The 26,729-nt window shown below is 68.3% G+C and carries 21 protein-coding genes and 2 pseudogenes; 13 read left to right on the top strand and 10 right to left on the bottom strand.

Annotation, left to right across the window (positions count from 1 at the left end; translation table 11 throughout):
* Positions 1-23: 23 nt before the first annotated feature.
* Complete coding sequence (locus HWX39_RS16335; protein ID WP_175969049.1) at positions 24-3,083, bottom strand: FAD-binding and (Fe-S)-binding domain-containing protein; 3,060 nt, start codon at positions 3,081-3,083, stop codon at positions 24-26.
* A 153-nt stretch (positions 3,084-3,236) separates the two neighbouring features.
* Between HWX39_RS16335 and HWX39_RS16330 the strand changes: the two genes are divergently transcribed.
* Entirely contained in the window at positions 3,237-4,133 is an 897-nt protein-coding gene (locus tag HWX39_RS16330) for a LysR substrate-binding domain-containing protein (RefSeq protein WP_175969048.1), read from the top strand.
* A gap of 22 nt (positions 4,134-4,155) precedes the next feature.
* On the opposite strand, the gene HWX39_RS16325 is transcribed toward HWX39_RS16330, so the two are convergent.
* Positions 4,156-5,007, bottom strand: a complete 852-nt coding sequence (locus HWX39_RS16325; RefSeq protein WP_175969047.1) for a LysR substrate-binding domain-containing protein — start codon at positions 5,005-5,007, stop codon at positions 4,156-4,158.
* 110 nt (positions 5,008-5,117) lie between these two features.
* On the opposite strand from HWX39_RS16325, the gene HWX39_RS16320 reads away from it, so the two are divergent.
* Positions 5,118-5,765, top strand: a complete 648-nt coding sequence (locus tag HWX39_RS16320) for a LysE family translocator (protein ID WP_175969046.1) — start codon at positions 5,118-5,120, stop codon at positions 5,763-5,765.
* A 72-nt stretch (positions 5,766-5,837) separates the two neighbouring features.
* Here the strand turns inward: HWX39_RS16320 and HWX39_RS16315 are convergent, their stop codons facing one another.
* The 4 genes from HWX39_RS16315 to msuE all read right to left on the bottom strand — a co-directional run bounded on the left by HWX39_RS16315 (position 5,838) and on the right by msuE (position 10,414).
* Positions 5,838-7,286 carry an APC family permease gene (locus HWX39_RS16315; protein ID WP_175969045.1) on the bottom strand — a complete coding sequence of 483 codons (1,449 nt, stop codon included), beginning with the start codon at positions 7,284-7,286 and terminating at the stop codon, positions 5,838-5,840.
* A 23-nt stretch (positions 7,287-7,309) separates the two neighbouring features.
* Positions 7,310-8,539, bottom strand: a complete 1,230-nt coding sequence (locus HWX39_RS16310) for an SfnB family sulfur acquisition oxidoreductase (protein WP_175969044.1) — start codon at positions 8,537-8,539, stop codon at positions 7,310-7,312.
* A 174-nt stretch (positions 8,540-8,713) separates the two neighbouring features.
* Complete coding sequence (sfnG, locus tag HWX39_RS16305) at positions 8,714-9,817, bottom strand: dimethylsulfone monooxygenase SfnG (protein WP_175969043.1); 1,104 nt, start codon at positions 9,815-9,817, stop codon at positions 8,714-8,716.
* Positions 9,818-9,853: 36 nt separating this feature from the next.
* Positions 9,854-10,414 carry an FMN reductase gene (gene msuE / locus HWX39_RS16300; RefSeq protein ID WP_175969042.1) on the bottom strand — a complete coding sequence of 187 codons (561 nt, stop codon included), beginning with the start codon at positions 10,412-10,414 and terminating at the stop codon, positions 9,854-9,856.
* A 562-nt stretch (positions 10,415-10,976) separates the two neighbouring features.
* On the opposite strand from msuE, the gene HWX39_RS16295 reads away from it, so the two are divergent.
* The 3 genes from HWX39_RS16295 (at position 10,977) to HWX39_RS16285 (ending at position 15,254) form a co-directional block, all read left to right on the top strand.
* Positions 10,977-12,209, top strand: coding sequence for an acyl-CoA dehydrogenase family protein (locus HWX39_RS16295; RefSeq protein ID WP_244135022.1), 1,233 nt, complete (start codon positions 10,977-10,979; stop codon positions 12,207-12,209).
* On the top strand, positions 12,206-13,306 hold the full coding sequence (locus HWX39_RS16290; RefSeq protein ID WP_175969041.1) for a sigma 54-interacting transcriptional regulator: 1,101 nt from the start codon (positions 12,206-12,208) through the stop codon (positions 13,304-13,306). The genes HWX39_RS16295 and HWX39_RS16290 overlap by 4 nt, the downstream gene beginning before the upstream one ends.
* 247 nt (positions 13,307-13,553) lie before the next feature.
* Positions 13,554-15,254, top strand: a complete 1,701-nt coding sequence (locus HWX39_RS16285; protein WP_175969040.1) for a dihydroxyacetone kinase family protein — start codon at positions 13,554-13,556, stop codon at positions 15,252-15,254.
* Positions 15,255-15,477: 223 nt separating this feature from the next.
* Here HWX39_RS16285 and HWX39_RS16280 read toward each other — a convergent pair whose 3' ends face one another.
* Both HWX39_RS16280 and HWX39_RS16275 read right to left on the bottom strand, forming a co-directional pair.
* Positions 15,478-15,765 (bottom strand): DUF1330 domain-containing protein, encoded by a 288-nt coding sequence (locus HWX39_RS16280; RefSeq protein ID WP_175969039.1) that lies wholly within the window; start codon positions 15,763-15,765, stop codon positions 15,478-15,480.
* Positions 15,766-15,978: 213 nt separating this feature from the next.
* The gene (locus HWX39_RS16275; protein ID WP_175969038.1) at positions 15,979-16,839 is read right to left on the bottom strand and encodes a MaoC family dehydratase N-terminal domain-containing protein; all 861 of its coding nucleotides are present in this window, start codon (positions 16,837-16,839) and stop codon (positions 15,979-15,981) included.
* 315 nt (positions 16,840-17,154) lie between these two features.
* Between HWX39_RS16275 and HWX39_RS16270 the strand changes: the two genes are divergently transcribed.
* The 8 genes and pseudogenes from HWX39_RS16270 to HWX39_RS16235 all read left to right on the top strand — a co-directional run.
* Positions 17,155-17,634, top strand: coding sequence for a MarR family transcriptional regulator (locus tag HWX39_RS16270; protein ID WP_175969037.1), 480 nt, complete (start codon positions 17,155-17,157; stop codon positions 17,632-17,634).
* Positions 17,631-19,763 (top strand): annotated as a pseudogene (locus HWX39_RS16265) (FUSC family protein). The gene HWX39_RS16270 and the pseudogene HWX39_RS16265 overlap by 4 nt, the downstream one beginning before the upstream one ends.
* Positions 19,764-19,797: 34 nt before the next feature.
* On the top strand, positions 19,798-20,010 hold the full coding sequence (locus tag HWX39_RS16260; protein WP_011350409.1) for a DUF1656 domain-containing protein: 213 nt from the start codon (positions 19,798-19,800) through the stop codon (positions 20,008-20,010).
* A gap of 1 nt (position 20,011) precedes the next feature.
* On the top strand, positions 20,012-21,007 hold the full coding sequence (locus HWX39_RS16255) for an HlyD family secretion protein (protein ID WP_175969036.1): 996 nt from the start codon (positions 20,012-20,014) through the stop codon (positions 21,005-21,007).
* Entirely contained in the window at positions 21,004-22,503 is a 1,500-nt protein-coding gene (locus HWX39_RS16250; RefSeq protein ID WP_175969035.1) for an efflux transporter outer membrane subunit, read from the top strand. The genes HWX39_RS16255 and HWX39_RS16250 overlap by 4 nt, the downstream gene beginning before the upstream one ends.
* Positions 22,504-22,692: 189 nt before the next feature.
* Positions 22,693-23,118, top strand: coding sequence for a TOBE domain-containing protein (locus tag HWX39_RS16245; protein WP_175969034.1), 426 nt, complete (start codon positions 22,693-22,695; stop codon positions 23,116-23,118).
* Between the two features lie 84 nt (positions 23,119-23,202).
* Positions 23,203-23,793: a nitrogen fixation protein NifQ gene (locus HWX39_RS16240; RefSeq protein ID WP_175969033.1), complete on the top strand. Its 591-nt coding sequence runs from the start codon at positions 23,203-23,205 to the stop codon at positions 23,791-23,793.
* Between the two features lie 61 nt (positions 23,794-23,854).
* Positions 23,855-24,207, top strand: a pseudogene (locus HWX39_RS16235) (bleomycin resistance protein); the annotation flags it as partial.
* Positions 24,208-24,339: 132 nt separating this feature from the next.
* Here HWX39_RS16235 and HWX39_RS16230 read toward each other — a convergent pair.
* Both HWX39_RS16230 and HWX39_RS16225 read right to left on the bottom strand, forming a co-directional pair.
* Positions 24,340-25,401, bottom strand: a complete 1,062-nt coding sequence (locus HWX39_RS16230; RefSeq protein WP_175969032.1) for a DMT family transporter — start codon at positions 25,399-25,401, stop codon at positions 24,340-24,342.
* 500 nt (positions 25,402-25,901) lie between these two features.
* Positions 25,902-26,564 carry a ProQ/FinO family protein gene (locus HWX39_RS16225; RefSeq protein ID WP_175969031.1) on the bottom strand — a complete coding sequence of 221 codons (663 nt, stop codon included), beginning with the start codon at positions 26,562-26,564 and terminating at the stop codon, positions 25,902-25,904.
* Positions 26,565-26,729: the final 165 nt, after the last annotated feature.

Here is a 26,729-nt window from a genome sequence, read left to right as displayed (position 1 = left end):
ACGCGAAACGCCACGCCCGATCGTCACCCCGCCGCCCGCAAGTGATCGAGCAGCGCCTGCAACGGGTGGCGCACCTGCTTCGACGACATCCGCTTCACCTGGCTGCGGCACGAATAGCCGGTCGCCAGCGCCTCGCCTTCGTCCTCCGGCCCGTCCACGTGCGCCGCCCAGGACTGCGAATAGATCGTCTTCGACGTCGCGAGATTGCGCGCCTCGTGCCCGTAGGTGCCCGACATCCCGCAGCACCCGGCCGCCTGGACCTGCAAACGCAGCCCGCGTCGCGCGAACACCTGCGCCCATTGCTTGCCGCTGTCGGGCGCATTGGTCTTCTCGGTGCAGTGCGGCAGCAACCGGTACGCCGTGGGCACGCCGCCAGCGCCCGCTCCCGTATCGACTTCCGGCAGTGCCTGCAGCAGCCATTCCTGCGGCAGCGCGACCTTCGGCACATCGGTGAGCCCGGTCACCTTCAGGTATTCCTGCCGATACGTGAGCGTCATCGCCGGATCGAGGCCGACCAGCGCGACGCCCGAGCGCGCCAGCGCGGCCAGCTGCGTCGCATTGCGGATCGCCGCGCGCTCAAAGGCGCGCAGAAAGCCCTGCACGTGCAGCGCCTTGCCGTTCGGCGCGAGCGGCGCGAGCCACACTTGAAAGCCGATGCGCGCCGCCAGCTCGATCAGCGTTGCCAGTTGCTCGGTATCGAAATAGCGCGTGAACGTGTCCTGCACGATAACGACGCTGCATGCGCGCTGCGCGTCGCTCAGCGCGGCGAGCGCCTGCGGGTCGGCCGGTTTCACGCGCCATCGACGGATCACGGCAGCGAGATCGAAGCGGCTCAGCAGCGGGCTGTCGACCATGCCGACGTGCCGCTCCAGCACCGCGCGCACCCATCCCGCCCGCATCAGCCCGTTGTACAGCGCGGGCACCCGCGCCATCCACGGCATCGTGAATTCGAGCGAACCGATCAGGTAGTCGCGCAGCGGCCGCAGGTAGCGCTGGTGATACAGCTCGAGAAAGCGCGAGCGAAACTCCGGCACGTTCACCTTCACCGGGCACTGCCCCGCGCACGACTTGCACGCGAGGCACCCGGCCATCGCGTCGTACACCTCGTGCGAGAAATCGGCTTCGCCGTTGCGCGCCGCGCGGCTGTTGCGCCAGCGCGCGGCAAGGCTGCTCAGGAACGGCTGCCGCGCACGCGCCGCCGCGACGACGTCGACGCCGGCCTGCCCTTGCAGGCGCAACCATTCGCGCATCAGCGACGCACGCCCCTTCGGCGATTGCACGCGTTCGCGCGTCGCCTTCCACGACGGGCACATCGCATCGTCCGGGTCGAAGTTGTAGCACGCACCGTTGCCGTTGCAGTGCATCGCGGTGCCGTAGCGCTGCCACACACGCTCGTCGATCTGCCGGTCGTGGTCGCCGCGCGTCGGCACTTCGTCGATCTTCAGCAGCCGCATCGTGGGGTCCGGCGGCGTCGCGATCTTGCCCGGGTTGAACTGGTTGTGCGGATCGAACGCGGCCTTCAGTTGCTGCAGCGACGGATACAGCTCGCCGAAAAACGCCGGCGCATATTCGGAGCGCACGCCCTTGCCGTGCTCGCCCCACAACAGGCCGCCGTGGCGTTGCGTGAGCGCCGCCACCGCATCCGACACGGGCCGCACCAGCGCCGCCTGCTTCGGGTCCTTCATGTCGAGCGCCGGCCGCACGTGCAGCACGCCCGCGTCGACGTGCCCGAACATCCCGTATTGCAGCCCGTGGCCGTCGAGCAGTGCGCGGAATTCGGCGATGTACGCGGGAAGGTTTTCGGGCGGCACCGCGGTGTCCTCGACGAACGGCTGCGGGCGCGCCTCGCCCTGCACGTTGCCGAGCAGGCCGACCGCGCGCTTGCGCATCGCATACACGCGCTTCACCGCGTCGTCGCCGGCCGCGAGCGTGTGGCCCAGGCGCTCGACGCTCGTATCGGTGCGCAGATGGTCGACGAACGCGCGCACGCGCGCATCGACGTCATCCGCGTCGTCGCCGCTGAATTCGATCAGGTTGATGCCGAGCGTCGGCCGAGCGTCGTCCTGCGGGAAATACTCGGCCACGCTGCTCCACACGAAGTCCTTCATCGCCAGCAGCAGCACCTTCGAGTCGACCGTCTCGACCGACAGCGGCTGGTGCGCGAGCAGCGCGCGCGCGTCGCGCAGCGCATCCATGAAGCCCGCGTAGCGTACGTTGACCAGCACCGACACCTTCGGGATCGGCAGCACGTTGAGCTTCGCCTCGACGACGAAGCCGAGCGAGCCTTCGGCGCCACACAGCACGCTGTTCAGGTTGAAGCGGCCATCGGGTTCGCGCAGGTGCGCGAGGTCATAGCCGGTCAGGCAGCGATTGAGCTTCGGAAACTTCGCGTCGATCAGCGCCGCCTTGTCGTCGCTGATGCGCCGCGCGGTGCGGTAGACCTTGCCGATGCGGTCCTGCCGCGCGCAGCGGCGCTCCAGCTCGTCGTCCGCGAGCGCGTCGCTGTGCAACTGTTCGCCGCCCATCAGCACGAAATCGAGCTCGAGCACGTGATCGCGCGTCTTGCCGTACGTGCAGCTGCCCTGCCCGCTCGCATCGGTGTTGATCATCCCGCCGACGGTCGCGCGGTTCGACGTCGACAGCTCCGGCGCGAAAAACAGCCCGTGCGGCTTCAGTGCCGCATTGAGCTGATCCTTGACGACGCCGGCCTGCACGCGCACCCAGCGCCGCTCGACGTCGATTTCGAGGATCCGGTTCATGTTGCGCGACAGGTCGACGACCACGCCGTCGGTCAGCGATTGCCCGTTGGTGCCCGTGCCGCCGCCGCGCGCGGCCACCGCGACGTCGCGATGCGCGGGCTGCGCGAGCAGCCGCGCCAGCAGCCGGACGTCGTCCGTATGCGCGGGGCAGACCACCGCTTGCGGCAGGCGCTGGTAGATCGAGTTGTCGGTGGCCTGCACCGTCCGGTTCGCATGGTCCGCGTGGATTTCCCCGGCGAATCCGGCAGCCTGCAGCGCGGCGAGAAAGTCACGGTATGCACGCGCGGGCGCGCTGGCGAGACGGGGCAACGAGACGATCGACATGGGCTAAAGGCGGCAGTGTGGGTGGAACCGGCCGGCTCGCGCAGCCGAAACATGATTTTTTAGCAAGTTTCCACGCGACCGGGAATTCCAGTATCTTTGGATATTTCGCGAGAAACAAACGAATTCTGCTCCGGCGAATATTGCATAAAACTCATGAATTACCGTCGCCTCACCCCGTCGATGTCACTGCTGCTCGTGTTCGAGGCCGCCGCGCGGCACGAAAGCTATACGCGCGCGGCCGAGGAGCTGTCGCTGAGCCAGAGCGCGATCAGCCGGCAGGTTCAGACCCTCGAGGATCAGCTCGGCGTGCCGCTGTTCCGGCGTGAGGGGCGCTCGGTCAAGCTGACCGAGGTGGGGCGCCGCTACTTCACCGAGCTGAGCGGTGCACTCGGGCGCATCCGCGGCGCGACGCTGCAGGCGATGTCGCACCAGGCGGGCGCCGGCACGCTGCGGCTCGCGACGCTGCCCACATTCGGCTCGAAATGGCTGCTGCCGCACCTGCACGATTTCTACGCCGCGCATCCGGGCGTGACCGTGCACCTTCATTCGCGGATCGGCGGCGTCGATTTTCTCAACGACGACCTCGATGCGGCCATTACCGTCGGCGCGGGCGACTGGCCGGGCCTGCGCGCGCACCGGCTGTACAACGAGTTCCTGATCGCGATCGCGCCGCCGGACGCGGGCAGCGCAAGCCGCCGCAAGGCCGGCGCACGCACGCCGGCATGGGCCGCGAAGCAGACGCTGCTCGGTGTGACGAGCAACCAGCAGGCGTGGTCGGAATGGTTTTCGCACTATCGGCTCGACCATCGGCAGATGCGCATCGGCCCGAGCTTCGAGCTCACGTCGCACCTGATCCAGGCCGTGCGGGCCGGGATGGGGATCGGGCTGGTGCCGAAGGTGCTGGTGGAAGACGAGCTGAGCCGCAACGAGCTCGTGTCGATCGGCGACGCGATCACCAGCCAGCGCAGCTACTACCTGATCTACCCGCCGGGGAACGAGACGCTGCCGTCGCTCGTCGCGTTCCGCGAATGGCTGCTGAAGTCGTGCTGAACCGCGACCGCCGGCGGCCCGCTCAGGTGCGCCATTCGCCGAGAATCTGCTCGGCCAGGTAGTCGCACGGCGGGCGCGCGGACTGCGCGCTGCGCGCGAGCACGACCTCGAGTTCGCCGAGCGACGGCAGCCCGTGGCTTTCCGACAGCTGCACGAGATGATCGGGAATGCAGCAGCGCGCGAGCGGCGCGACCGCCAGCCCGGCCTCCACCATGCTGAGCAGGCCAAGGTGGCTCGGGCTTTCGTACGACATCCGGTACGGGATCTTCCGCCGGTTCAGCGCCTTGACCGCGTGATCGCGCGCCATGCTGCCGCCGTGCGTGAAGAAGGCCACCGGCAGCGGCCGCTCTTCCCACACGTTGCGCTTCGGCGACCCGACCCAGACGAGCGGTTCGAGCCGGATCAGCTCGCCGGTCACGCCCTTGATCCGCGTGAGGCATGCGAGATCGACCGTGTTGTCCTTCAGCATCGGCACGAGCGCGCTGCTCGGCTGGCCGATCACGCGCACTTCCACGCGCGGATGCATCGCGGCGAACTTGCCGAGCACCTGCGGCAGCAGCGACGAAATGTAGTCGTCGGGCACGCCGATCGTCACGCGGCCGCGGATTTCCGGGCGCACGACCGACGCCCATGCCTCGTCGCGCATCGCCAGCATCCGGCGACCGTATTCGGCGAGCATCGTGCCGTCGTCGGTCGGCGTCACGTTGCGCGTGTCGCGGATGAAGAGCGGCTTGCCGAGCGCGTCTTCCAGCGCCTTGATCTGCATGCTCACCGCCGACGGCGACCGGTGCACGGCCTGCGCGCCCTGCGCGAACGATCCGGATTCGGCGACGGCCACCACCATCGCGAGCACATCGAGGTCGAGCTTTTTCATCGAATTCAGAAAAACTGATTAATCGATTCAGTTTATCCCGTTTTACTGTTCTCCTCCACGGCCGGACAATGCATCTCGTCAGCCCTCACTCGTTGCAGGAATCATCAGACATGCATACGTCCGGATCGCTCTACGGATTTCTCGTCATCGGCGGCATGCTCGCGGTCACGCCCGGGCCGAACATGGTCTACGTGATGTCGCGCTCGATCGCGCAAGGTCGCACGGCGGGGCTCATTTCACTCGGCGGCGTGATGATCGGCTACCTGTTCTACATGTTCGGCGCGGCGTTCGGCATCACGACGCTGTTCATGAGCGTGCCCTATGCGGGCAGCGGGCTGGCCGTGATCGGTGCCGCATACCTGCTGTATCTCGCGTGGCAGGCCGTCAGGCCCGGTGGCCGCTCGCCGTTCGAGGTGCAGGCGTTGCCCAGCGAGCGGCCGCTCCGGTTGCTCGCGATGGGTGCGACGACCAGCGTGCTGAACCCGAAGCTCGCGATGCTGTTCATCTCGTTGCTGCCGCAGTTCATCGACTACCGGAACGGCAGCGTGCTCGGGCAATCGCTGTTTCTCGGTTCGCTGCTGATCACCGCATTCGCTTGCGCGAACGGGCTGGTGGCGATCGGTTCGAGCCGCATCGCGAAATTCCTGCTCGGACGCCCGACGCTGCTGCTCGCGCAGCGCTGGGCGATGGGGCTCATTCTCGGCGGGCTCGGCGTGCAGATGCTGGTCGATGCGTCGAGGATGGCCGGGGTGGCGTAACGGCCGCGAGCGAGCCGCTGAAGCGGAATCGGCCCGCCGTCACGCAAGAACGCCTGCGTCGGCGCGGCTCGGTCACTTCGTCAGCAACTCAGCCTCGAGCTCGCGCAAGCGCTCCGGAAACCGGACGCGCAGCACCAGAAACCACCCGAGCCCGATCGCCAGCAGCACGACGAACACATATGGCAGCCACGCATAGACGCCCGCCGGCACCGGATACACGCTGCCGGCCAGCGGAATCGCGAGCAGCACGACCGCGACGACACTGATCGCCACGTGCCGCGCGCGCAGCCGGTGCTGCCGGCGCAGATAAAGCGGCGCGCCGATCGCCACCAGCACGTACGCAAGCAGCCAGCCATACGTCGCGATCGAGCTGAGATAGCCATATGAATCGAGCAGTGCGGTGCCGCGCGCGGTGAACACCAGCGCAGTGGCCAGCGCCAGCACCGCAATCAGCGCCACTGCGACGTGCGGCGTCGCGTTCCGCTCGTGCGCTTGCCCGGTCGACGCATGCAGCACGCCCTGCCGCCCGAACGTATAGACGATCCGCGCCGCCGCATTGATCGACGAGAAGAACGCCGCGAAGAAACTCAGCGCCACGCCCGCGTCGATCAGCACACCGACCCAGCCGGCCCCGAGCCGATGCGCGAGCACCGCGAGCGGGCCGTCGACCTGATCGAGCGGCGGCGTCTGCCCGTGAAACGCGCTCACCATCCCGTAGGCGCCGATCACGAACAGGATCGCCGGCCCGACGACACTGATCAGCACCGCGCGCGGAATCGCGCGGAACGGGTCGCGCGCTTCCGCACCGAGCACGGTCGCACTCTCGAACCCCGTGAAGCTGAAGAACGCGAGCACCATCCCGAGCTGAAGCTGCGTCGGCTTCACGCCTTCGAGCGTCAGTTGCGCGCGATCGACCGGATGCCCGCCGAACGCGATCGTCCCGATCACGACGACGGCAATCAGCAGCAGCGTCGCGAGTTCGACGAACAGCGTGAAGCGCGTGGACAGCCGGATGTCGCGAAACGCGATGTACCACGCGGCGAACGCGGTGACGACCGTCAGCCCGAGCACCGCGCCGAGCGGCGTCGCACTGCCGAGCAGCCCGGTCTCGCGGCCCAGCACCAGAAACGTGTTGATCGTCCCCTGCAGGATGCCCGCGGCGGCCACCGCATAGGCAATCAGCAACGACCAGCCGCAGATCGCGCCCCAGACCGGCCCGATGCCGGCCGACACGTACGCATACAACGCGCCCGGCGACGCCGAATCGCGCGCGAACACCGAGATGCTCCACGACGCAAACAGCAGCGCGACGATCGCGAACAGGTAGGCCAGCCACGTGCCGTTGCCGGCCGTCGCGAATACGGCGGGAATCAGCACGCCGATCCCGCCCGACACGCCGACGAGGCCGATCGACTGCGCGATCAGTTCGGGCAGGCTCAGGTAGTTGCGCCGCAGGCCGCCTGCCTGGGGTACGGCATTCCGCACGGGCAGTGCCTGCGCGGAGCTTGCTGGATGACTCATGGGTTAGCCTCGTCAGGAGCCGGTCAGTTCCAGGAATGGCGCGCGGGCTTCACGCCGTTGAGGTAGTAGTTGCCGATCGCGTGATACTTCCAGCGCACCGGGTCGTGCAGCGTATGCACGCGCGCGTTGCGCCAGTGGCGGTCGAAGTTGTATTTCGCGAGGGTCGACTTGCTGCCACCGAGCTCGAACAGCTTGCTCGCCGCGAGCAGCGACACCTCGGTCGTCGCGATCTTCGCTTCGCCGACCGCGATCGCGGCCTGCGCGACCGTCTCCTCGCTCGGCTCGCGCTTCGCCGCGTCGACGAAGCGCCCCGAGCGCGCGAGCAGCGCTTCGGCCGCGTGCACGCGGTACGCGATGTCGCCGATCTGCGCGACCGTCAGCGGATCCTCGCTCGCGCGTTCGACGCCGCTGTCGATCCACGGGCGCGCATGCTGCTGCACGAACGCGATCGTGTCCTGCAGCGCCGCGCGTGCAATCCCCAGGTCGATCGCGGCGGTCGTGATCTGCGCGAACGGGCCCGCAAAGGTCGGGCGGTCGTACGAACGCTGCGTGTGGAAGATTTCGAACGGGCTGACGCGCACGTTGTCGACGATCACCGTGCCGCTCGCGGTCGTGCGCTGCCCGAAGCCGCTCCAGTCATCCACGACGGTCAGTCCCGGCGCACCCTGCCGCACGAATGCGAGCACGGCCTGATCCGACTCGTCGAGCGCGAGCACCGGAATCCAGTGCGCGAACAGCGTGCCGGTCGAATAGAACTTGCGGCCGTTCAGCACGAACGCGTCGCCGTCGCGGCGCACACGCGTCCGGATGTCGAGCACGTTCTTGCCGCCTGCTTCGGAAAACGCATTCCCATAGCGTGCGCCCTTCAGCACCAGATCGAAGAAGAAGCGCTTCTGCGCATCGCTGCCTTCGAGGCGGATATCCTCGATCAGGCAGTAATGGTTCTGCGGAATCTGGCCGAGCGACGGGTCCGCCTGCGAAACGATCGCGATCACTTCCGCGAGCGTCACGTTCGACACCTCCGCGCCGCCATATTCGCGCGGCACGGTGATGCCCCACAGGCCGCTCGACGAGAACAGCTCGACCTCGTCGAACGGCAGTTTCCGCTCGCGGTCGCGCAACGCGGCGTGCTCGGCCAGTCGTGCCGCGACCTGATGTGCGACATCGAGTGCCTCGGCATCCGAGCCGATGACGGGAACGGGCGTGGCGCCCGCCTGCGGTTGCACGTTTTCTTCGATGATTTCCGTGGACATGTCATTTCCGGCAAAGCTCATGAACCGGCCCGCGGTGCCGTGAAGCATCCGCCGACCTCCTGTTTCGATATCCGAAACGTCAAACCCGGATGACCCGCCAGCGCGGTCGGCGTCACCCGTTCGGTCAACCCGCGCGCGGCACGCGTGAATGCCCGCCGCGCACCGGCCTGCGCATTACGCAGCAACCGCCTGCCGCTGCGCCTCGAGTTCGCGCACGAGCGGCAGCACGCGCTTGCCGAAGTACTCGACTTCCTCGATGAAATGCAGGAACCCCGCGAGCACGAGATCGACACCGATCGCCTTCAGGGCGACGATGCGTTCGGCGATCTGCTGCGGCGTGCCGATCAGGTTCGTGCGGAAGCCGTCGTTGTATTGCACGAGATCCTCGAACGTCGACTTCGCCCAGTTGCCTTCGCCCTCCGGCGACGCGCTGCCGGCCTGCTTGACCGCATCGCCGAACGCATGCACGGCCTCGACGTGCGCGTGCCGGATGATGTCGTCGAGCACGGCCTTCGCCTCTTCCTCGGTATCGCGCGCGATCACGAACGCATTGACGCCGATGCGCACGCGATGGTTGTTCGCCGCCGCCTTCGCACGGATGTCGTCGATCTGCGCCTTCAGGTTCTCCGGCGTATTGCCGTTCGTGAAGTACCAGTCCGACACGCTCGCCGCGTTGTCGCGCGCCGCCCGCGAGCTGCCGCCCTGGAAAATCTCCGGATGCGGCTTCTGCACCGGCTTCGGGCTCAGCGTGTAGTCGTTGAAGCGATAGAAGTCGCCCTTGAACGTGAAGTTGTCCTGCGTCCAGATGCCCTTCAGCGCCTGGATGAATTCCTTCGAGCGCCGATAGCGTTCGTCATGCTCGAGCCACGGCTCGCCGATCGCGGTGAATTCGCCCTTGAACCAGCCGCTCACGACGTTGATCGCGATGCGGCCGTTCGAGATGTGGTCGATCGTCGCGAGCTGCTTCGCGACCACGGCCGGATGCCACGGCCCCGGCAGGATCGCGGCGAGCACCTTGAGCTTCGTCGTCGCATGCAGCAGCGCCTGGCTGAACGACACCGACTCGTGCTGGTATTCGGCGCCGTAGCCGGCGGTGAAGCGGATCTGGCTCAGCGCGTATTCGAAGCCGGCCGCTTCGGCCGTGCGCGCGAGTTGCTGGTTGTATTCGAGGCTCCAGTCGGTGCGCTGCTCGATCGTGCTGACGACGAGGCCGCCGCTGACGTTCGGCACCCAGTAGGCGAACTTGACGCCGTCGGCGGAAGGATCGGTATGGCTCATGAGTGTGTCCTGGTCGGGGGAGAAAACGCAGGCCGCCTACGCGGCCGCGACGGAAAGCGCATGCGGGCGCAGTTGCGGCACCGCGCGATCGACGGCGAGCGCGATACGCGCGCGCAGCGCCGGGTTCGCGATCTGGTACTGGTCGAAATCGCTTTCGGACGCATACACGCCGATCGGCAGCGTGCGGGCCTGAAAGAAGCTGAACAGCGGACGGAGTTGATGGTCGATCACGAGCGCATGACGCTCGCTGCCGCCGGTGGCCGCAAGCAGCACGGGCACGTCGATCAGCGCTTCGTGATGCACGAGGTCGAACAGGTGCTTGAAGAGCCCCGTGTACGACGCGCGATACACGGGGCTCGCGACGACGAGCGCATCGGCCGTCTCGATCGCGCGGATCTGCGCATCGAGATCGGCCGGTACCTGCGCGCGCGTCAGCGCGCCGGCCAGCCGGGCGCCGATCTCGCCGAGTTCGACCAGCCGTGTTTCGATCGGCAGCGCGGTGCCGAGCGCCGCGACGATCGCGTCGGTCAGCGCCAGTGTGCGGGACGGCCGTTGCAGGCCGCCCGATATCGCGACCACGTTGATTGCATGGCTCATCGGTTGCATTCCCATTGTCGAGTCGGGTGCCGACGCACCCGTCACGTCATGATCAGCAAGGAGCGTGCCATTTCAACGATCGCGACGACGAACAATCGTCTGCATGACGAAATGCATCGCGATCGACGGCCTGTCATGGCGTCCCCGACAAACGCCGCACGTTGATAAGCGTGGCAGCCGCAGCATCACAACCATATTCCGCAGCGCGATGAACTCGGGGAAACAACGCTGCTGATACGCTGCTGCGTGATCAGCAGCGCTGTGTCCAGCACGCGTATTTCTCTGCTTTGACACGGATTCCGTCAGGCACGGCGCGTCCCGTCCGTGCCGGAGCGTCGACACGCCTGCTGCAGGCGTCACCTTGCGCGCCACCGATCGCTGCGCCGCGCGACCTTGCCGTGCGCGACCGCGTCCAGCGCAGCAATCCCGCATTGGTTATCAGAAATCGATGTTTCCCGCGTTGCGCAAAACATTGAACACTCTGCTGATCACGCAGCACCCGGTCAGCAACGCTCGCCGCGCCCTGACCGTTTTCGTGCAGCAACCCGACGCATTCATCGCCATGACATCCATTTCCGTATCGCCCCGCGCGGAAAGCCTGCGCGTCGTCGCGCCGCCCCGCGGCGAACCGGCGCCCGCCGACGCCCTGCAAACCGCCGAGCGCCTGGCGGCCGGCTTTGCAAGCACGGCGGCCGAACGCGACCAGCAGGGCGGCACGCCGAAGGCCGAACGCGACCAGTTGCGCGACAGCGGCCTGCTCGCGCTGAGCATTCCGGCCGTCTATGGCGGCCTCGGCGCGAGCTGGCGCACGACGCTCGACGTCGTCCGCGTACTCGCGGCGGCCGACAGTTCGCTCGCGCACGTGTTCGGTTTCCACCACCTGATGCTCGCGACCGTGCGGCTGTTCGGCGCGCCAGCGCAGTGGGAATCGTGGTTCGAACGCACCGCGCGCCAGCGATGGTTCTGGGGCAACGCGCTGAATCCGCTCGACGAGCGCACGCTCAGCCGCTCGCGCGGCGCATGGCATGAATTCAGCGGCCAGAAGAGTTTCTGCTCGGGGGCGCTCGATTCGCAGATGCTGATCGCGTCCGCGCACGATGCCGATACGCGTGCATTCCTGATCGCCGCCGTGCCGACGCAGCGCAGCGGCATCTCGATCGCGGACGACTGGAACAACATCGGCCAGCGCCAGACCGACAGCGGTACGGTCACGTTCGAGCAAGTACGCGTCGAGGATCACGAACTGCTGACGGACCCCGGCCCGCTGTCGACGCCATTCGCATGCCTGCGCCCGCTCGTCGCGCAGCTCGTGCTGACGAACGTGTATCTCGGCATCGCCGAAGCCGCGTTCAACGACGCGCGGCACTACACGCTGCACGAGGCGCGGCCGTGGCCCGGCGCGCAGGTCGCGAGCACCGGCGACGATCCGTACATCCTCGGCCAGTACGGCGAATTCTGGGTCGGGCTCGAAGCCGCACGCGTGCTCGCCGATCGCGCGGCGGACCGGCTCGACGCCGCATGGTCGCGCGGTGCGGCGCTCACGCATGCGGAGCGCGGCCAGGTTGCGCTCGCCACGGCCGCGGCCAAAGTGTCGGCCGCGCGCACCGGGCTCGACCTCTGCACGCGGATGTTCGACGTCGCCGGCGCGCGCGCAACGCACGGCGCGCTGCGGCTCGACCGGCACTGGCGCAACCTGCGCACCCACACGCTCCACGACCCGCTCGCGTACAAGATTCGCGAGATCGGCGAATGGGCGCTCAAGCGAACCCCTCCGACGCCGGGCTTCTACTCGTGAACCACTCCCCCTCCGATGCGTGGCCCGACGCCGCGCCCGTCCTCACGCTGCCCGATCGGCCCGCGCTTGCGACGTCCATTCGTGCCCGCGCGCAGGTGTTCGTCGATCCGCGCTCGGTCGCGCTGCTCGAACGGATTCGCCTGGTCGCGCCGAGCGATGCGAACGTGCTGATCGTCGGCGAGACCGGCACCGGCAAGGAACTGATCGCGCGCCACGTACACGGCCTCAGCCGCCGCAATGGCGGGCCGTTCATCGCGGTGAACTGCGGCGCCTTCTCCGAAACGCTCGTCGAGAGCGAACTGTTCGGCCACGAGAAAGGCGCGTTTACCGGCGCTTTCAGCGCGAAGCCCGGCTGGTTCGAAGCCGCGAACGGCGGCACGCTGTTTCTCGACGAGATCGGCGACCTGCCGCTGTCGATGCAGGTCAAGCTCCTGCGCGTGCTGCAGGAGCGCGAGGTCGTGCGGCTCGGTTCGCGCACGGGCGTACCGATCGACGTGCGCGTGGTCGCCGCGACCAACGTGGATCTGCAGCAGGCCGTCGCGAACGGACAGTTTCGCGGCGACCTGTTCTACCGGCTCAACGTCGTGCAGTTGGCGGTGCCGACGTTGCGCGAGCGCCCGGGTGACATCCTGCCGCTCGCGCGCCACTTCTTCGACGACTACCGGAGCCGCCTCGGCTACGGGCCGCGCAGCATCGATCCGCGCGCCGAGCGCCGGCTCGAGGCACATGGCTGGCCCGGCAACATCCGCGAGCTCGAGAACGTGATCCATCACGCGCTGCTCGTGAGTCGCCACGACGCGCTGCAAGAAGCCGACCTGCACATCGCGCCGCCGGGCGTACCGACTGCCGCCGTGCGCACGCCGGAGCAGGAACCCGGCCCTGCCGCCGGTGCACAGGCCGCGCTCGAACGCGCGCTGCGCGACCTGTTCGACGAGGATCACGGCAACCTGTTCGAACGCATCGAGGACACCGTGATGCGCGTCGCGTTCGAGTTCAGCCACCGCAACCAGATCCAGGCCGCACGGTTGCTCGGCATCAGCCGCAACGTGCTGCGCGCGCGGCTGATTCGCGCGAAGGAAATTGCGGCGGTGAAGTAGCCGCGTATGGGAGCGCGCCGCTGCGTTGCTCCGGCGCGATCGCACCGCGATCCTGACAGCAACGTCCGAACCTGATGTATCGTGGCGCGAAGCGTGCGCCTCGTCTGCCTCCCGCATCCGGTCGTCCGTTACGTGACCGCCTGCACCCGGCGACCGCGCGCCCGCACGATCCTCCGCAACACGAAAGGCCGTCCGGCGCCCCTGCGGGCCCGGCCGTGCCGTTCTCACCCGTCCGGAATCCGTCGCCATGAAAAAGCTAGTCAACCGCCCGTCCGATGTCGTGAGAGAAATGCTCGAAGGCATCGCGCGGCAGTCGCCGCATGTCGCGATCCTCGGCGACGAGCACGTGCTCGTCCGCCAGCCGCTGCCCGAGCCGGCGCTACGCCCCGTCGCCATACTCTCCGGCGGCGGCAGCGGCCACGAGCCCGCACATGGCGGCTATGTCGGCGAAGGGATGTTGAGCGCGGCCGTCTGCGGCGAAGTGTTCACGTCGCCGTCCACCGACGCCGTGCTCGCCGCGATCCGCGCGAGCGCCGGCCCCAACGGCGCGCTGCTGATCGTGAAGAACTACACGGGCGACCGGCTCAATTTCGGGCTCGCCGCCGAACTCGCGCGCGCCGAAGGCATTCCGGTCGAGACCGTCATCGTCGCCGACGACGTGTCGCTGCGCGGCCGCGTCGAGCGCGGCCAGCGGCGCGGCATCGCCGGCACCGTGCTGATCCACAAGCTCGCCGGCGCGGCCGCCGCGCGCGGGCTGCCGCTCGCCCGTGTCGCGGCCATCGCGCGCGACGCGGCGGCCGACCTCGGCACGATGGGCGTCGCACTCGACGGCTGCACGATCCCAGGCGCCGACAAGTCGGGCTTCAGCCTCGGCGATCACGAGATCGAACTCGGTCTCGGCATCCATGGCGAGAAAGGCGTCGAACGCCGCGCGCCGCTGTCGGCCGATGCGCTGGTCGACACGCTGCTGTCGAGTATCGTCGCCGATCTCGTGCTCGACCGCGGCGAACGCGTTGCGCTGTTCGTCAACGGCCTCGGCGCGACGCCCGACATGGAACTCGCGATCGTGCTGCGCGCCGCGCACGACAACCTGCACCGGCGCGGTATCGTCGTCGCGCGCGCGTGGGCCGGCACGTTCCTGTCGGCGCTGAACATGCCCGGCTGCTCGATCTCGGTGCTGCGGCTGAACGACGAGCGCGCGGTGCTGCTCGACGCGCCGACGCAAGCGCGCGCATGGCCGGGCGGCGGCGCGGTGAACACGCAGATCCGCGTGGCCGCAGCCAGTGCGCCGGAAGCGCCGTTGCCGCCGCTCGACGCGAACGGCCGCGCGTGGACGGCGCGCCTGCGACCGGCGCTGCACGCGGTCGCGCAGACGCTGACCGATCACGAGCAGACGCTGACGGACCTCGATGCGGCGGCCGGCGACGGCGATCTCGGCGCGAGCATGCTGCGCGCCGCGCAGGCGATCCTCGCACTGCCGGAAACCGCGTACGGCACGCCGGCCGGTGCACTTGCGGCACTCGGCGCCGCGTTGCGCCGCGCGATCGCCGGCAGCTCGGGGCCGTTCTATGCAACGGCGCTGCTGCGCGCGTCGCGCCGGCTGGCCGATATCGCCGAGCCGTCGGCACGCGACTGGGCGGCGGCGTTCCGCGGCGCGGTGGATGCGATCAGCGAACTGGGCGGCGCGCACGCCGGCGACCGCACGATGCTCGATGCGCTGATACCGGCGGTCACAGCATTCGAGCGTGCGCTCGACGACGATCGCGATCCCGCCGGCGCATGGGCGGCCGCGGTCGAAGCCGCCGAGCGCGGCGCGCAGGAAACCGCACGCATGACGCCGCGCGCCGGGCGCGCGAGCTATCTCGGCGAACGTGCGATCGGCACGCCGGACGGCGGCGCGGTGGCGGTGTCGTATTGGCTGCGTGCGTTGCAGGCACACATTGGGTGAGGGTTGAAGGCGCGCCATCGGCATCGCGCCTTCAATGCATCGGCACGTAAGGCGCCCTTTCGCATCAGGTGCCGATGCAGTGGATCGTTGCGATGCCACGCGGCTTCTGCGCCGTCGACATCCGCATCGAGTGTCGGCCATCCATCAGCGCGTCTTCGTCCGAACGGGCGCAGGGGCGGAGACGGTGTATTCATCGGCGGGCCGGGCGTCCGATGCGGGTCGTTCAGACGCCTTCGACCAGCACGGCACGATAGCGCGCGCCCTTGAACCGGTGCTGGGCGACGGCCTGGTATTCGGGGCCGTGATACCACGCGTGCGCGGCTTCCTTCGACGGGAACTCGACGATCACAACGCCTTCCGGGCCTTCGCCCTCGAGCGTTTCCTGCGGCCCGTAGGCGGCGAGCACCTTTACCGGATGCCCGGCGAGCGTCGCGCCGACCTTGCTCTGGTAAAGATCGAATTCGTGCGGATCCTGCATGCTTTCACGTGTAAACACAATATAGGTGGCCAAGATACGTGCTCCTGATGCGATGCGTGGAAGGGGGAAGGGCCGGCCGCGCGCCGCACCGTTCGACAGGACGTCATGCGACCTGCCTGCAGCTTACAGCGATTTGCCGGCGAACGTCGGGGCCCGCCCGAGTGGTGGCCGGGGCAGTCGCGGCGTGCGGTAGCGGTCACCCGCGCGCGGATCTCGCCGCATCGCAGGTGGATGGCACGGCGCCCGTTACACCAGGGTTGCGGTGGCCTGCATCGTCAGCCAGCCGTCGCGATCCTTCGCCCACAGCTCGATCGTCTTGCCGTCATCCGACGGCTTGCCGCATAGCGTGAACGGCTCCCCGTCGAAAGTCGGGCGCACCGCGCGAAACGCGAAGCTCGCGAGCGTCGCGTCGGGCCGTTCGCGGTGCACGAAATCGACGAGCAGCGTCGCGATCAGCGGGCCGTGCACGACGAGCCCCGGATAGCCTTCCTCCTGCGTCGCGTAGCTGCGGTCGTAGTGGATGCGGTGGCCGTTGAAGGTCAGCGCCGAATAGCGGAACAGCATCACCGCGTCAGCCGTGACCGTGCGCGACCACGTCTCGCCTGCCGGCGCCGCGACCGGCTTCGGCGCCGGCGAGCCCGGTTGCGGCGCATCGCGATAGACGATGTCGTGCTCTTCCTCGACGCACAACGCGCCGTCACACTCGATCCGGTGCTGCACCGTCACGAATACGAGCCGGCCGCTGCGGCCCGTCTTGTCCTCGATGTTCTCGATCGTGGATTCGCGCGTCGCGCGCCGCCCCGTGCGCAGCGGCGCATGGAACGCCAGACGGCCGCCGGCCCACATCCGGTGCGGCAACGGCACGGGCGGCAGAAAACCGCCGCGCTTCGGGTGGCCATCGGGGCCGACTTCGGCCAGCGGCGCGACGGGCAGGAAATAGAGCCAGTGCCACAGCGGCGGCACGACGTCGCCGGGCGACGGGCGGTCGAGCGTGGCGGCCAGCGCGTTCAGCGGGAACGCGGTGATGTCGTCGCCGAGCGCTTCGGTCTTGCCAAGCCACGCGTCGAGCGACGCCTGGGCGGGGGGCTGCGAGGATGAGGTGGACACGCTCGGATTCTCCGGGAGGCTTGCAACGGTCTCAATATGCACGCCGCGCGCCGTTTCGCGAAGCCTGATTTCCGGAACCCCGGCTTCGAACCGGCCTGACCTGCCGAGCGACCCTGCCGGACGATTTTCGTCTGACCATTCGATCGCGACCGCCGCGCGCAGGCGGCGCGCCGTGCCGACAACCTTACCGCTTGACCATCCCGGGCACGCCGCCTAAATTGCATCAGACGGGCCGGCCGCGCGGCGAGCGACGTGTCATTCGGGTGACAAAACGATAGTTTGCTATCGAATTATTTTGCCCCTATCATCTCGCCCATGACCAATCTGCACGACCTCCGCCTCGCCGTCAGCAGCCTGCTGGTGCTGTCCGCGCGCAAGTGGCGCCGTACCAGCGACGGCGTGCTGACCGCGTACAACGTGTCCGAGGCCTGCGCGACGCCGCTGCTGATCGCCGGGCGCCTCGGCGAAGGCGTGCGTCAAGGCACGCTCGCCGAATACGTCGGCATCGAAGGGCCGTCGCTCGTGCGCCTGCTCGACCAGCTGTGCGCGGCCGGCCTCGCGCGCCGCGACGAGGATCCGCACGATCGCCGCGCGAAAACGATTTCGCTGACGGCCGCCGGCCGCGCGGTCACCGCGAAGATGGAGGAAGACCTGCGCGTGCTGCGTGCCCAGGTGCTCAAGGGTGTCACGCGCGCCGATCTCGAAGCGACGCTGCGCGTGCTCGACGCCTTCAATGCATCCGAGTCGCACCCGCCCGCCGCGCGCGCCTCCCACACCGGCAATGCCACGTCATGACCTTTCCGAGCCTTCGCGACTGGCTGTTCTCGGGCAAGACGTTCGCCGCGTCGATGCTGGCGCTGTACCTCGGCCTGTATTTCTAGCTGCCGCGCCCGTACTGGGCGATGGCGAGCGTCTACATCGTGTCGAATCCGTTCGTCGGCGCGACGCGCTCGAAGGCGCTGTATCGCGCGCTCGGCACCGCGCTCGGCGCGGCCGCCGCGATCTTCTTCGTGCCGCCGTTCGTCGAGACGCCGCTGCTGTTCGCGATCATCGTCGCCGCCTGGTGCGGCACGCTGCTCTACCTCGCGATCTCCGACCGCACCGCGCGCAGCTACGTATTCATGCTCGCCGGCTATACGATGCCGTTGATCGCGCTGCCGACCGTGACCGATCCGTCGACCGTGTTCGACGTCGCGATCGCACGTACCGAGGAAATCGTGCTCGGCATCGTGTGCGCGAGCGTGGTCGGCAGCGCAATCTTCCCGAACCGGCTCGCGCCGACGCTGATCGAACGCACCGACGCGTGGTTCAAGGATGCCGCGTTCTACGGCCGCGAGACGCTGTCCGGGCACATCGCCGGCAAGGCGCTGTCTGCGTGCCGGCAACGTCTCGCGGCGACCATCACGGGCCTCGAGTTCCTGCTGAGCCAGCTGAGCTACGACCATGCCCACCCGCGCATCCTCGCGCGCGCGCAGGCGCTCGCGGGCCGGATGCAGCTGTTCCTGCCGCTGATGTCGTCGCTCGCCGATCCGTTGATCGCGCTGATGCGCGACCTGCACATCCGGCCGGCCGGGCTCGACGAGTTGCTTGCCGATGCCGCGAAATGGTTCGACGCGCCGCTGCCGGCCGTCAAGGCCGGCACCGACGGCGACATGGCCGACGACCCGGTCGCGCAACGCCTGCGCGAACGCATCGCGGCGCTGCAGCCGGCCGACGATGCGCTCGCGAGCTGGGACGGCGCGCTGCTGTCGAACGCGCTGTGGCGGCTGCGCCAGGTCATCGACATCTGGCAGGACTGCCGCTCGCTGCGCGCGTTGATCGGCAACGAAGCGGGCGTCTGGCAGCCGCGCTACCGGCACTGGCGGCTCGGTGGCACCGAACGCTTCTTCGATCGCGGGATGATGCTGTTCTCGACGCTGACCGTCGCCGCCGCGATCGTGTTCGCGAGCTGGCTGTGGATCGCGTCCGGCTGGCACGACGGCGCCGCGGCCGTCACGCTCGTGGCCGTGTCCTGCAGCTTCTTCGCCGCGCTCGACGAGCCGGCGCCGCTGGTGTTCAAGTTCTTCCTCGCGACGACCGCGAGCGTCGTGTTCGCGGGCCTGTACCTGTTCGTCGTGCTGCCGCACGTGCACGACTTCGCGATGCTCGTCGTGATGTTTGCAGGCCCGTTCATCCTGATCGGCACGCTGCTGCCGCGCCCGCAGTTCAACATGGTGACGATGCTCGTCGCCGTGAACACGGCCACCTTTATCAGCATCCAGGGTGCGTACGACGCCGATTTCTTCGTGTTCCTGAACAGCAACCTCGCGGGCGTTGCCGGGCTGCTGTTCGCGTATGTATGGACGCGCGCGACGCGGCCGTTCGGCGCGGAACTCGCGGTGCGGCGCCTGCTGCGCTCGGGCTGGGAAGACGTCGCACGCTCCGCGTCGACCCAGCCCCTCGACGACCAGCGCAACCACGCGTCGCGGATGCTCGACCGTGTCACGCACTTGCTGCCGCGCCTCGGCGCGTCCGACGACCATCGCCACCCGTCGATCGAAAGCTTCCGCGACCTGCGTATCGCGCTGAATGCGCTCGACTTGCGCCGCTCACGCCGCCGGCTGTCGGGCGACGTGCCCGATGCGATCGACCGCGTGCTGGCCGGCGTCACGGATCACTACACGCGCTGCGCCGCCGCGAACGCGCGCCAGCCGGCGCCGCCGGCGCTGCTCGCGACGATCGACGACGCACTGCGCCGCGTCGCGGGCCGCAACCTGCCGGGCGCCGCGCCGGCGGACAGCGGCACGGCGCCCGCTGCGCCGGCGACGCCCGCCATGCATCGCCGGCTGCGCGACACGCTGCACGCGCTGGTCGGTCTGCGCCTGTCGCTGTATCCGGCCGCGGCCGGGCAGCCGCCGCAGGCGGCGGACGGAGCACGCGCATGATCCCGCTTTCCCATTCGTCTTTCCGACCGCGACCATGATCGGCGAAATCGACATCTTCGGCGTATTCGTGCCGGCCCCGCTCGTGCTGATGCTGATCGCCTACCTGATCAACATCGTCGTGCGTGCCGTGCTCGAGCGCGTCGGCTTCTACCGCCTCGTCTGGCACCGTTCGATCTTCGACCTCGGCATCTACGTATTCGTGTTTGCCGCCGTCGTGATCGTTTCCCACCATCTCGTGGCTACCTAACGTGAAAAAAACCTGGCTCTCGGCAGGGCAAATCCTGCTCACCCTGATCGTCGTCGTCGTGGCTGCCATCGTGCTGTGGCGCATCGTCAACTACTACATGTTCTCGCCGTGGACCCGCGACGGTCACGTGCGCGCCGACGTGATCCAGGTTGCGCCGGACGTGGCGGGCCTCATCACGTCGGTGCAAGTCGCCGACAACCAGGAGGTCAAGCGCGGCCAGGTGCTGTTCGTGATCGACCAGGCCCGTTACACGCTCGCGGAACGGCTCGCCGAAGCCACGCTCGCGCAGCGCCGCGCGACGCTCGCCCAGTCGAAGCGCGAATACGCGCGCAACCTGCAGCTCGGCAACCTGGTCGCGAGCGAACAGGTCGAGGAAAGCCGCACGCGCGTCGAACAGGGCGAAGCCGCCGTCGCGGACGCGCAGGTGTCGCTCGACACGGCGAAGCTGAACCTGCAGCGCACGACGATCGTCAGTCCCGTGGACGGCTACCTGAACGACCGCGCGCCGCGCGTCGGCGAATACGTGCCGGCCGGCCGCGCGGTGCTGTCGGTCGTCGATCGCAATTCGTTCCGCGTCGACGGCTACTTCGAGGAAACCAAGCTGCGCGGCATCCACATCGGCCAGCCGGTCGACATCATCGTGATGGGCGAGCCGCGTGCGCTGCGCGGCCATGTGCAGAGCATCGTCGCCGCGATCGAGGATCGCGACCGCACGCAGGGCGCGAACCTGCTGCCGAACGTGAACCCGGCATTCAGCTGGGTACGGCTCGCGCAGCGCGTACCGGTGCGCGTGGTGCTCGACGAAGTGCCCGACGATTTCCGGATGATCGCGGGCCGCACCGCGACCGTCTCGATGCGCGAAGCCGACACGCGCCGCAACGACAACGCGAAACCTGCAGCCGGTGCATCGGCGGCAGCCGCCGGCGCTTCGTCGGCCGTCACGCCTGTATCGACGGCTTCCGGCACGGCCGCCCGCGCAGCAGGAGCATCGCAATGAAGCGGCACGGTCTGCGTCTCGCCACGACGCTCGCGCCGCTTGCGCTCGCACTCGGCGCGTGCAAGTCCGTTGGCCCCGATTACACGCTGCCGCAGCAGGCGTACGTGAATGCGCCGCTCGCGAACCATGCGCTCGACGACGCGAACGGCACGCTCGTGTCGCGCGACGCCGTGCCCGGCAACTGGTGGCAGCTCTACGACGACCCCGTGCTCGACGGGCTCGTGCGCGATGCGCTGAAGTCGAACACCGACCTGCGCGTCGCCGCGGCCAACCTCGCGCGCTCGCGCGCGGCGCTGGAAGTCGCGAGCCAGCAGGGCGGCTTTTCGGGCGGCGCGGAAGCCGCCGTGCAACGCGCACAGGAATCGGCCGAGCAATACCTGCTCGAGAACAAGCTGCCGGTCGTCAACGAAGGCCTGGTCGGCATCAACGTGTCGTACGAGCTCGATCTGTTCGGCAAGCTGCGGCGCGGCGTCGAAGCCGCGCGCGCGGACAGCGAAGCTGTTCGGGCCGCCGGCGACCTGGCGCGCATCACGGTCGTCGCCGACGTCGTGCGCGCGTACGTCGAATCGTGTTCGGCCGGTGACGAGCTGGCCGTCGCGAAGCAGTCGCTCGCGCTGCAAAAGCAGCGCGTCGCGCTGTCACAGCGGCTGCGCGATGCCGGCCGCGGCAACCAGACCGACGTGACGCGCGGCGTGACGCAAGTACGCACCCTCGCCGCCGATATCCCGCGCTTCGAAGGCCGCCGCAAGGTCGCGCAATACCAGCTCGCCGCATTGCTCGCGCGCTCGCCGGCCGACCTGCCGAAGGCCGTCGCCGAATGCGAGCGCCTGCCGAAGCTGCGCCAGCCGATTCCGATCGGCGACGGCGCCGCGCTGCTGCGCCGCCGCCCCGACGTGCGCGCCGCCGAACGGCAACTCGCCGCGGCGACCGCGCGGATCGGTGTGGCAACCGCCTCGCTGTACCCGTCGATCAGCATCGGCGCGTCGGCCGGCTCGGTCGGTGTCGCCGCCGACCTGTTCTCGTCCACGACGAATCGCTGGTCGTTCGGACCGCTGATCAGCTGGTCGTTCCCCGTCAACGGCCAGCGTGCGCGCGTGCGCGAGGCCGAAGCCGCGACGGGCGGCGCGCTCGCGCACTTCGACGGCATCGTGCTGAACGCGCTGCGCGAAACGCAGTCGAGCCTCGCGACCTATGCGGCCGACGTGCAGCGCACGGAAGCGCTGCGCACGGCCTACGAATCGGCACGCAATTCCGCCGACGAAACGCATCGTCTCTATCTGGCCGGCCGCGAGTCGTTCATCTCCGATCTCGACGCGACGCGCACGCTGACGAGCGTGCAGGCGCAAGTGGCGGCAGCCGAAGGCCAGGTCGCCACCGACCAGGTGCGGCTTTTCCTCGCGCTTGGCGGCGGGTGGGAATCCGAGGGTGCGGCGTCCGCAACGGATGCCCGTCCCGACGCCGCACGGGCCGCCGCGACACCTACGACCGGAAAGTAATCGCGGTAGCGTCAACACCTTCAATACGTAGCGCATGTCTGGCGAAACGCGCGGTGGTGGCTGGTTTTGCTGATCCGCACCCTAGCGCCGGACGGACGACGGACACCCGCGTTGACGGTAAACTGGCCGATGCATTTCCATTCATCTTTCGCCGCGGAACCCGCGGCGGCATCCACTCGGAGATCGATCATGCGAACCAGCGCCCGCAACCACTTCGCCGGCCAGGTCAGCGCCGTCAAGACCGGCGCCGTCAACGACGAAGTCATGCTCCGCACGCAGGACGGTCTCGACATCGTCGCCGTGATCACTCACGGCAGCGCGGCTTCACTGGGCCTCGCGGCCGGCTCGAAGGCGTTCGCATTCGTGAAGGCGTCGTCGGTCATCGTGATGGTCGACGTCGACAGCAGCAAGGTGTCGGCCCGCAACTGCGTCGCGGGCACCGTATCGTCGGTCGCGAAAGGCGCGGTCAATTCGGAAGTCGTGATCAAGGCCGCGGGCGGCGCCGAGATCGTCGCGATCATCACCAACGACAGCGTCGATCGCCTCGGCCTCGCGAGCGGCACGGCCGCGTCCGCGATCTTCAAGGCATCGAGCGTGATCGTCGGCGTCGAGTGAACGCGTGACGATCGCGCTTGCGATCCGTTTGTCACGGCGCATTCACGCGAAGCGCGCCGTGCGCCGGTCGGTCGGATACACGCGATGACAGCCGCGTTCGATCACGCTCGGCAACGGGCGCTGCAGTCGCTGCAGTCCGCAGCGGCCAACGCCGCCACGCCCGATGCACGCCTGTTCGGCGCCCTCCTTGCGATGCGCGCGCGCCGCAACGAACTCAGGCTGCTCGGCCTGTCTCATCCGCAACTGGCCGGCCTGCTGGCACGGCAGTTTCCGCGCCTGCCCGCGGCCGATGTCGCGGCACTCGTGTCGACGGCCGCGATGGTACTGCTGCCATCCACCCACGCGACGTTCGTCGCGACGCTGCACACACGGCTGATGGACGACGCGAATTCCGCCGCCGACCGCGACGACGACGGCTGTCTCGCGTCGATCATCGCGCACGCCTGCCTGCGCCCGGATCATCTATGGCGCGATCTCGGGCTCGACGGACGTGACGCGGTATCCGCGATGCTCGATCGCTATTTCCCTGCGCTCGCCGCGCGCAACGTCGCTCACCTGCGCTGGAAGCAATTCCTCGCACGGGAAGTGGCCGAATCGCTCGGTGTACCGCCGGGCCCGGCCCCCGGGTGCCCGGGCTGCGAGGATTTCAGCGTCTGCTTTCCTCACGCGCGATAAACACGCACGGCGGCTCGGGCCGCCCATTCGATTCGTCGCTTCGTCATCCGGAGAAACCGCCTTGACCGACATTGCGAGCCCCAACCGGCCGTCGTGCGATTTCGAAGTCACGTCCCGCTTCTACGAAAAACCGGGGTTCGCTGAAACCTGGCACGACGACGGCTGGATCGTCCTCAAGCGCGGCAACCTGTTGGGGAATGCTTCACGCATCCCGAACTCGATCCGGCGACGAACTGGTTCAATTGCTGTTTCCGGCTCGCGGGCGTCGGCACGTTCCTCGACGACGGGCTCGCAGCCGCCATTCCGGAGCAGGCGACCGGCCGGTCACGTGCGCACCGGCCGACGCGCGAAGCCTTGAGCGGCACGATCGCCGCACTGATCGATCCGGACGGTTCGCTGATCCGGTTGATGCGGACCGAAGACCAGGCCCGCACCCGCTGTTGCGGCCGCGATCGGGCGGCGCGGCAATCCGATGCGCGCACGATGCGGTGAACGCCCCATAAACGGTCACCTTGTGATCCGTCTCGTCCCCCTTTCACGACGCGGTCAATGCCGGTGCCGATGGTGAATGTCCGGAAAATGCGCATGGCTGTGCGTGATCGGCAGATGCACGTGCGGATGAGAATGCGGTTCGTTACCGTCGTACGCAAAATTGTGCGCATGCTGGTGATGTTCATCGTGGCGATGCCGATGCGTGTGCTCGAGCTGCTCGTGCGTGTGCATATGTTCATGCCGTTCGCGGACGTGCAGCCAGATACCGAGCGCCATCAGCGCGGCGGCGATCCAGAACGTCGCGGGCGGCAGCGCGGGCCAGATCAGCAGCGACAGCACGACGCCGAACAGCGGCGCGATCGAGAAATACGCGCCCGTGCGCGCGCTGCCGAGATGACGCAGGGCGACGACGAACAGCACGAGGCTGATCCCGTAGCCGCCGAGCCCCGTCAGCATCGCGGCAACCGTGACCGGGACCGCCGGCAGCGTTGCGCCGGTCGCCAGTGCGATGCAGATGTTCACGGGTCCGGCGATCAGTCCTTTCGCGCACGCGATGACCATCGCGTCGTTTGCGGCCACCTTGCGGGTCAGGTTGTTGTCGACCGCCCAGCACAGGCATGCACCGACGATCAGCAACGCGCCGACCGGCACGCCGGCACGCCCCGGCGTCCATGACAGCAGCATGCCGCCGGCGACGATCGCGACCATCCCGAGGAACACCTGCGAATCCACGTTCTCGCGAAACACGACCCACGCGATGACAGCCGTCAGCACGCCCTCGAGATTGAGCAGCAACGCGCTCGTCGCTGCTGGCGTACTCGATAGCCCGAGCATCAGCAACGCCGGGCCGGCCACCCCGCCCGCCGCAATCGCACCGGCCAGCCACGGCAGGTCTGCACGCTGCAGTGTCGCGGCGTCCGCGATCGGCGCATGACGGTTGTGCAGGCGGCGAAGCAGGATCCCGATACCGAGCCCGACGCCGCTGCCGAGATAGAACAGGCCGGCGACCATGAACGGTGACATCGCGCCAACCAGTGCCTTGGCGAGCGGTGTCGCGGCGCCGAACAGCGCGGCAGCGGTGAGCGCGACGAGAATCGCGGAATGTCTCGAGTACATGATCCGGTTTGAATGGACGTTGATAGGCGTCGGCCGTGGCAGCGGACCGTGTCGCTGCGGGCTTTTCGTACCTTTCGAAATGCAAGCTGCATCGCATCGGCCAACTTGTACGTGCGAACCGACGGCTCCGCCGGGATTATCGCGCGTCGTCATGTCACGATGAACGGGCGCGAACGCTCGCAGGCCAATCGATGGCCCTGATTTCATTTTATTTCAGGAAACCGAAATAATTGGCAGAAGCGTTTCCGCATTCGGAACATGTGAACCGTCCGCGCGCAAACGACACTGTCGAAACATCGCGCATGCAGTGCCGAGCGACGCACTTTCTTCGTCCGGTCGGGTGATCTGTTCGAGGCGGGATTGGTACGGACCCGGCACGCGAGTGCCGGTGAGAGCAGTCCCGACCTGCCTCTGTCGAGGCAGGTCGGTCTGTCGTGTCATTCACCGCAGGCGAGGTGCATGCGGATCGCGCCGTGCGGCATGCAGCGGCGCGGTGCCGGTTACTCGTTTCCGGCCGTTTGCTGCTCGACCTGCGGCGCTGCGTCGGCTTGCGCTTCCACGTTTGCCGGTTGCGGCTCGTCGGCGGCCTCGGCCTGCTGCCCGGCCTTCGGCTGCTGCTGCGGGCCCTTGGCCGCTTGCGCCGCACCCTTGCCGGGGCGGCGCGCCTTCAGCCGGCGCGCCCGTGCTGCGTCGTCATGCGTGACGCGCCCTGCTTCGTTGCCCTGCAGGTCGACCCGCACAGCGTCTTCGACGAGGCACGACCAGTAACGGTTGCCACGGCACCACGTCGACATCGCTTCGCGCAGTTCGGCTTCGTTGAGCCCGACGGCCTGTGCTTCACGTGCGAGATCGTCCCAGATACCGACCTTGAGCGGCACTTTGGGGGCCGGATTCTTCGGGAACGCGCGCGGAAACTTACGCTGCAGTTTGCCGATCGCAACGATGACCGGATCGACCGGCGCCGACGGCTTCGCCGATGCAGGCTTCGCGCGATGCGGTGCTTTGCCGCCGGCCGCAGCCGGCTTGGCACCACGCTGCGGCTGGTCGCCGGACTTCGGCTTCGCGCCGGTGTCCGCCGGCGCAGCCGGCCGCTTCGCGTTGCGCTCCTGCTTGGCCTTCGCTGCGAGCTGCGCCCGCAATTCGGCAAGTTGTTCAAAACCCATAAATTCAATCCACCAGGAATATAAGGTGTGGTTCGTGCGGTCATGCCGCGCGGCGCAAAAGCTTCGCCGCCATGCGGGCGCCCCGTCTGCGTCGTTGCGGAACACAACGGGGCCGCATCGCGCACGCCACTCTGTTTTCAGGCACCCGGCCACGATGCCGGACAA

It is taken from the genome of Burkholderia sp. BCC0322, from assembly GCF_902833045.1.
In the GTDB taxonomy this organism is placed as follows: domain Bacteria; phylum Pseudomonadota; class Gammaproteobacteria; order Burkholderiales; family Burkholderiaceae; genus Burkholderia.
This window is presented reverse-complemented; position numbering and strand designations above follow the sequence as displayed.